The organism is Streptodolium elevatio (assembly GCF_040649515.1).
Lineage (GTDB): Bacteria > Actinomycetota > Actinomycetes > Streptomycetales > Streptomycetaceae > Yinghuangia > Yinghuangia elevatio.
The window spans coordinates 1-5,409 of the sequence record NZ_JBEZFP010000246.1; the positions used below are offsets into that span (position 1 = coordinate 1).

Sequence of the window (5,409 nt, forward strand, 5' to 3'; positions counted from 1 at the left end):
CAGGCGCGCCCGGTACAGCAGCAGGAGCGCGGCGAGCATGCCGGTCGCCCACGCTGCCAGGTACGGGGCGTAGTCGAGGATCGCGTGATCGGATCCGTCGGCGTTCGACCTCATGGAGGAGCGCTTCCCCGGAACGGCCGCCGACGGCGCCACCGCGCGGATCGTCTTCGTCGCCCCCGACGGGCGGAAGGTGACCGCCGGCGACACGCGGCAGGCCGTCGAGGACGCCGTGGGCGCGCTCGCCGGCGGCCCGCAGGTGGCCGACGTCGCCGACCCGTTCGCGTCGGACGCGGTCAGCGACGACGGCTCGACCGCCTACGCGACCGTCACCTACAAGGTGGAGTCCTCCGACGTCTCCGACGCCAGCCGCGCGGCGGTGGACGAGACGGCGGACCGGGCGCGCGCGGCGGGCCTGACGGTGGAGACGGGCGGGTCCGCGATGGACGACGGCGGCGGCCCTGGCGGGATCGCGGAGATCGTCGGCCTCTCGGCGGCGGCGCTCGTCCTGCTGGTCACGTTCGGCTCGCTGGCGGCCGCGGGCCTGCCGCTGCTGACCGCGATCGTCGGAGTGGCCGTGAGCCTGTTCGGCATCGTGCTGCTCGCCGGGCCGCTGGGCCTGTCCGCGGACACACTCACCCTCGGCATGATGTTGGGCCTGGCGGTGGGCATCGACTACGCCCTGTTCGTGGTGTCCCGCTACCGGGAGGAACGCGGGCGCGGCCGGCCGCCCCAGGACGCGGCCGGGGTCGCGGTGGGCACCGCCGGGTCGGCGGTCGTGTTCGCCGGGGTCACCGTGGTGATCGCCCTGGCGGGCTTGGCCGTGGTCGGGATCCCCACGCTCACGAAGATGGGCCTGGCCGCCGCCGGGGCCGTCGCGGTCGCCGTGCTGGTGGCGTTGACCGTCGTCCCGGCGCTGCTCGGGTTCTGGCCGGACGCGGTCCTCTCGCGCCGGGCCCGCCGGGCACACAAGGCGAGCCGGCGGGGCGGCGGCCGGGCCGTGCTCCCGACGGGCGAACGGCCCGGTGCAGGACGGCTGGACGTCGAGGCCGCGGGCGGGCCGTTCCCGGGTGATGCAGTCCCGGGTAGTGCAGTCCCGGGTGGTGCGGTCCCGGGTAGTGCGGTCCCGGCCGGTTCCGGTCCGGATGCGGGCGGACGGGTCAACCTGGGCACGCGCTGGGCCCGCTTCGTGCTGCGCCGCCCCGTCGCGGTGCTGGTCCTCGGCGTGGCGGGCCTGGCCGCGCTGGCCGTGCCGATGGCTTCGCTGCAACTGGGCATGCCCGGCGACGAGGCCAAGTCGACCGCGACCACCGAGCGCCGCGCGTACGACGCACTCGCCGACGGCTTCGGCCCGGGCTTCAACGGACCGCTGACCATCGTCGTGGACGCGCGGGGAGCCGCCGACCCGCAGGCCGCGGTGCGGGCCGTCAGCGATCGGATCGGCGCCACGGACGGCATCGTGTCGGTCTCGCCGGCCGACTTCAACGAGGCCGACGACACGGCGGTGTTCCGGGCCACCCCGTCGACCAGCCCGACGGACGAGAAGACCAAGGACCTGGTGGAGGCGATCCGCCGCGACCGGCCGGCCGCGGAGCGGGAGGCTTCGGCGACGTTCGAGGTCACCGGCACGACCGCGCTGAACATCGACGTCGCGGCGAAGGTGCAGTCCGCGCTGGCGCCGTACCTGGCCGTCGTGGGCGGACTTGCGGTGCTGCTGCTGATGGTGGTCTTCCGGTCCGTCCTGGTGCCGGTCAAGGCGGCGCTCGGCTTCGTCCTGTCGGTGCTGGCGGCGCTCGGCGTGCTGGTCCTGGTCTTCCAGGAAGGCCACGCGGCAGGCCTGTTCGGCGTGGCGCAGACCGGGCCGGTCATGAGCCTGATGCCGATCTTCATGATGGGCATCGTCTTCGGACTGGCCATGGACTACGAGGTGTTCCTGGTGTCCCGGATGCGGGAGGCGTACACGCACGGGGAGTCCGCGGACCAGGCGGTGGTGTCCGGGTTCCGGCACAGCGCCCGGGTGGTGTCCGCCGCCGCGCTGATCATGGTCGCGGTCTTCTCCGGGTTCATCGGGGAAGAGGGGTCGATGATCAAGATGCTCGGGTTCGGCCTGGCCGCCGCGGTCCTCTTCGACGCCTTCGTGGTCCGCATGGCGATCGTGCCCGCCGTCCTGGCCCTGCTCGGCGACCGGGCGTGGTGGCTGCCGGCATGGCTCGGCCGCGTCCTGCCGCGGGTGGACGTGGAAGGCGAGGCACTCACCCGACCCCACACCCGCGGTCCCGGTTCCGATCCGGGTTCCGATGCTGGATTTGGTCCCGGTCCCGGCACCGACCGCGATCCGGGCGGGCCGGTCGAGGCGCGCCTCTGACCGAGCGGCCCGCAAGACCGTCCCCGAGACCGTCCGCCGGTCCGCCCGAGCACGTTGTGCCGGGCGGGCCGCGCGCCCGTTTCGGCGCCCATCGGCGACCATGGACCTCGATACGCCCCCCACGGAAGGCACGATGACCGGCAACCTCGAACGGTACGCGGAACGCCGTGCCCGGGCCGCCGACGCGGTGGCGGCGGTGGTGCTGTGCGTCTGCGCGCTCCTCGGGACCCAGATCAGCACGTCCGAGTCCTCGCCCCCGCAGGCTCTGTGGCCGGTCTGGATCCTCGCGGCGTCCAGCGCGGCCGTCCTGACGTCGCGCAGCCACCCGCGCGCCGCCCTCGCGGCCACCGTCGCCGCGGCCGCCCTGCTGACCGGCCTGGGCTACCTGCCCAGCCCTCTGCTGCTGGCTCCCGTCGCGGCCGCCCTGTACTGGCTCGTCGCGCTGACCGGCCCGCGGACCGCCGCCGTCTACGGCTCGGCGACCATGGTCGTGCTGGTGGCCACCTCGCTGGCGGGCGAGGAACTCGGCGACGACTTCGTGCTCCGCACCGTGGGCACGGTCGTGTGGCTGCTGCTACCGGTGGCCCTGGGCGACCGCAGCCGCTTCCGGCGCGCGTACCTCGAATCCGTCCAGGCCCGCGCCGCGCACGCCGAACGCACCCGCGAGGAGGAGGCGCGGCTGCGGGTCGCCGAGGAACGCATGCGCATCGCCCGTGAACTCCACGACGCCGTCGCCCACCACATGGCGGTCGCCCACGCCCAGGCCGGCACCGCCGCGCACCTGGCCGACACGCACCCGGAGCAGACCCGCAAAATCCTGGCCGACCTGGTCGGCACCACCTCATCCGCGCTCCTTGAACTGCGCGCCACGGTGGGCCTGCTGCGTCGTACCGCCGCCCCGGGCGCCGACCCGGACACCGATCCGCTGGAGCCGACCCCGGGCCTGGACCGGCTGCCGGCGCTCGTCGCGGCGTGCGCGTCGGCCGGGCTGACGGTCGACGTCGGCACCGAGGGGGACGTCCGGCCGCTGTCGCCGGGAGTGGACCTGACCGCGTACCGGATCATCCAGGAGGCGCTGACCAATGCCACGAAGCACGCGCCCGACCGCGAGGCCCGCGTACGGCTGCGCTACGACGCCTCGCGCCTGCGCGTCACCGTGACCAACGACTTCCCGGCGGCCGCGGGGCCCGCCGCACCGGTGCCCGGCGGCGGATACGGTCTGATGGGCATGCGCGAACGCGCCCACTCGGTCGGCGGCGAACTGCGCGCCGGCGTACGGCCCGAGGGCGGCTTCGAGGTCGCGGCGGTCCTGCCCTTCCAGCCCCGCACCCCGGGGGGCTCTCCCGCGGAGGAAACCTCCGAGGCGGCCTCCGCGGACGCCCCGCCCGGCCTCGGCCCCGGCGGCCCCGGCCCACGACCTGAGGAACCCCGTTGACGATCCGCGTACTCCTCGCCGACGACCAGGCCCTGCTGCGCGGCACGTTCCGGCTCCTGATCGACTCCTGCGACGACATGGAGGTGGTCGGCGAGGCCGCCGACGGCCGCCAGGCGGTGGAACTGGCCCGCGCGCACAAGCCCGACGTCGTCCTGATGGACATCCGCATGCCCGGCTCGGACGGGCTCACGGCCACCGCCGAGATCTGCGCGGCGCCGGACCTGGCGGGCACGCGCGTCCTGATCCTGACGATGTTCGAGACCGAGGAGTACGTCGCCCAGGCGCTCCGGGTGGGTGCGAGCGGTTTCCTCGGGAAGTACGTGACCACGGACGCGCTGCTGGACGGGATCCGCACCGTCGCCGCGGGCGAGGCCCTCCTGTCGCCGGGTGCCACGCAGGCCCTGATCACCCGGTTCCTGACCACCCCGGCCGCCGGGCCGCCGCTCGCGCCCGTGGAACGCCTCGCGGACCTGACGCCGCGCGAACAGGAGGTGACCGTCCTGGCGGCGCACGGCAAGTCCAACGACCAGATCGCCGGCGAGCTGGTGCTGAGCGTGCTGACCGTCCGCACCCACGTGCAGCGCGCGATGACCAAGCTCGGCGCCCGCGACCGGGCGCAACTCGTCGTCATCGCCTACCAGAACGGCCTGGTACGCCCGGAGCCTCCCGGCCCCTGACCACGTTGGGTGCAACGGCGGCCCCGCGGGCGGACGTGTCGTCGTGTCCGTCCGCGGGGCGCGTGCTGCTGCGGTGTCGAAACTGCTCGCTGCCGGCTGCTAGACGGGCCGGCCCCAGCAGTAGAAGCGCTGTTCGGTGAAGCTGTAGTACGGCCATGCCATCACGCTGCGGGTGTTGGGGCCGTACACGCCGTCCACGGTGAGGCCTGCGCCGCCGAAGACGTTGTGGAAGTTCTGGATGTTCTTCACGGCCTGCTTGGTGTTCGTGCCGTACTGGCCGTCGATGCCGATCTGCTGGCCGTAGCACAGCACGGCGGCTTCCTGGAGTGCCCGGACCGCGTAGTACTGGTCGCCTCCGGCGAAGCCGTCGCCGTAGTCGAGAAGGCAGTTGTAGTTGCCGCTGTTCGGGGAGGTGGAGGGGAGCACGGTATGGCCCCCGTCGGGACTGGAGTCGCCGTGGCAGTGGGCGAGGGCGGCGGCCGCGGCTGGGGCGCCCTGGGCGGCGCCGACCGTGAGCCCGGTGGCGGCGAGCAGTACGGCCACGAGGAGTGCTGTTACTCGAGGCAAGGCGCGCATCACGTACTCCTTGGGAGAAGGATGTGGTGCCAGGTCGAGGGTGCGGTTCCGAGGGTGCGGTTCCGATGTGCGTTTTCGATGTGCGCTTTCGAAACTCCGGCCTGCTCGGAACAGGCACATGGAGGGCAATTCCGGTCAGGGATCGGAATGTCGCGCGCAGTTTATGGCGGTGCGCTGTCACCGGACCATGCAGCTTTGAGCCGGATGCGGGAAGCCCCGACGGGCCCAGCGGGACGTTGCGGCCGGCGTCGAGGGGTGCGGTCGCGACCTGTGGGCAAGGCCCCGGCCAGGACACCCGAGTATGCGGCGCCGCCGTACCCGGCCCTGGTGGGGGGCAACGCGCGGCGCGGTCGCGCGGG

4 protein-coding genes are annotated in these 5,409 nt (G+C 73.9%); 3 read left to right on the forward strand and 1 reads right to left on the reverse strand.

Annotation, left to right across the window (positions count from 1 at the left end):
• Positions 1-112 precede the first annotated feature (112 nt).
• The 3 genes from AB0C36_RS42440 to AB0C36_RS42450 all read left to right on the forward strand — a co-directional run bounded on the left by AB0C36_RS42440 (position 113) and on the right by AB0C36_RS42450 (position 4,474).
• The gene (locus AB0C36_RS42440) at positions 113-2,362 is read left to right on the forward strand and encodes an MMPL family transporter (RefSeq protein ID WP_358364972.1); all 2,250 of its coding nucleotides are present in this window, start codon (positions 113-115) and stop codon (positions 2,360-2,362) included.
• A 133-nt stretch (positions 2,363-2,495) separates the two neighbouring features.
• Complete coding sequence (locus AB0C36_RS42445) at positions 2,496-3,797, forward strand: sensor histidine kinase (RefSeq protein WP_358364974.1); 1,302 nt, start codon at positions 2,496-2,498, stop codon at positions 3,795-3,797.
• Positions 3,794-4,474 carry a response regulator transcription factor gene (locus tag AB0C36_RS42450; RefSeq protein WP_358364975.1) on the forward strand — a complete coding sequence of 227 codons (681 nt, stop codon included), beginning with the start codon at positions 3,794-3,796 and terminating at the stop codon, positions 4,472-4,474. Before AB0C36_RS42445 ends, AB0C36_RS42450 begins: the two co-directional genes overlap by 4 nt.
• A 99-nt stretch (positions 4,475-4,573) precedes the next feature.
• On the opposite strand, the gene AB0C36_RS42455 is transcribed toward AB0C36_RS42450, so the two are convergent.
• Positions 4,574-5,050: a peptidoglycan-binding domain-containing protein gene (locus tag AB0C36_RS42455; protein WP_358364978.1), complete on the reverse strand. Its 477-nt coding sequence runs from the start codon at positions 5,048-5,050 to the stop codon at positions 4,574-4,576.
• Positions 5,051-5,409 lie beyond the last annotated feature (359 nt).

What these genes read in the sequence shown, in the direction of transcription:
- AB0C36_RS42440 (WP_358364972.1), top strand. Translation starts at nt 113, where the DNA reads ATGGAGGAGCGCTTCCCCGGAACGGCCGCCGACGGCGCCACCGCGCGG.
- AB0C36_RS42445 (WP_358364974.1), top strand. Translation starts at nt 2,496, where the DNA reads ATGACCGGCAACCTCGAACGGTACGCGGAACGCCGTGCCCGGGCCGCC.
- AB0C36_RS42455 (WP_358364978.1), bottom strand. Translation starts at nt 5,050, where the DNA reads ATGCGCGCCTTGCCTCGAGTAACAGCACTCCTCGTGGCCGTACTGCTC.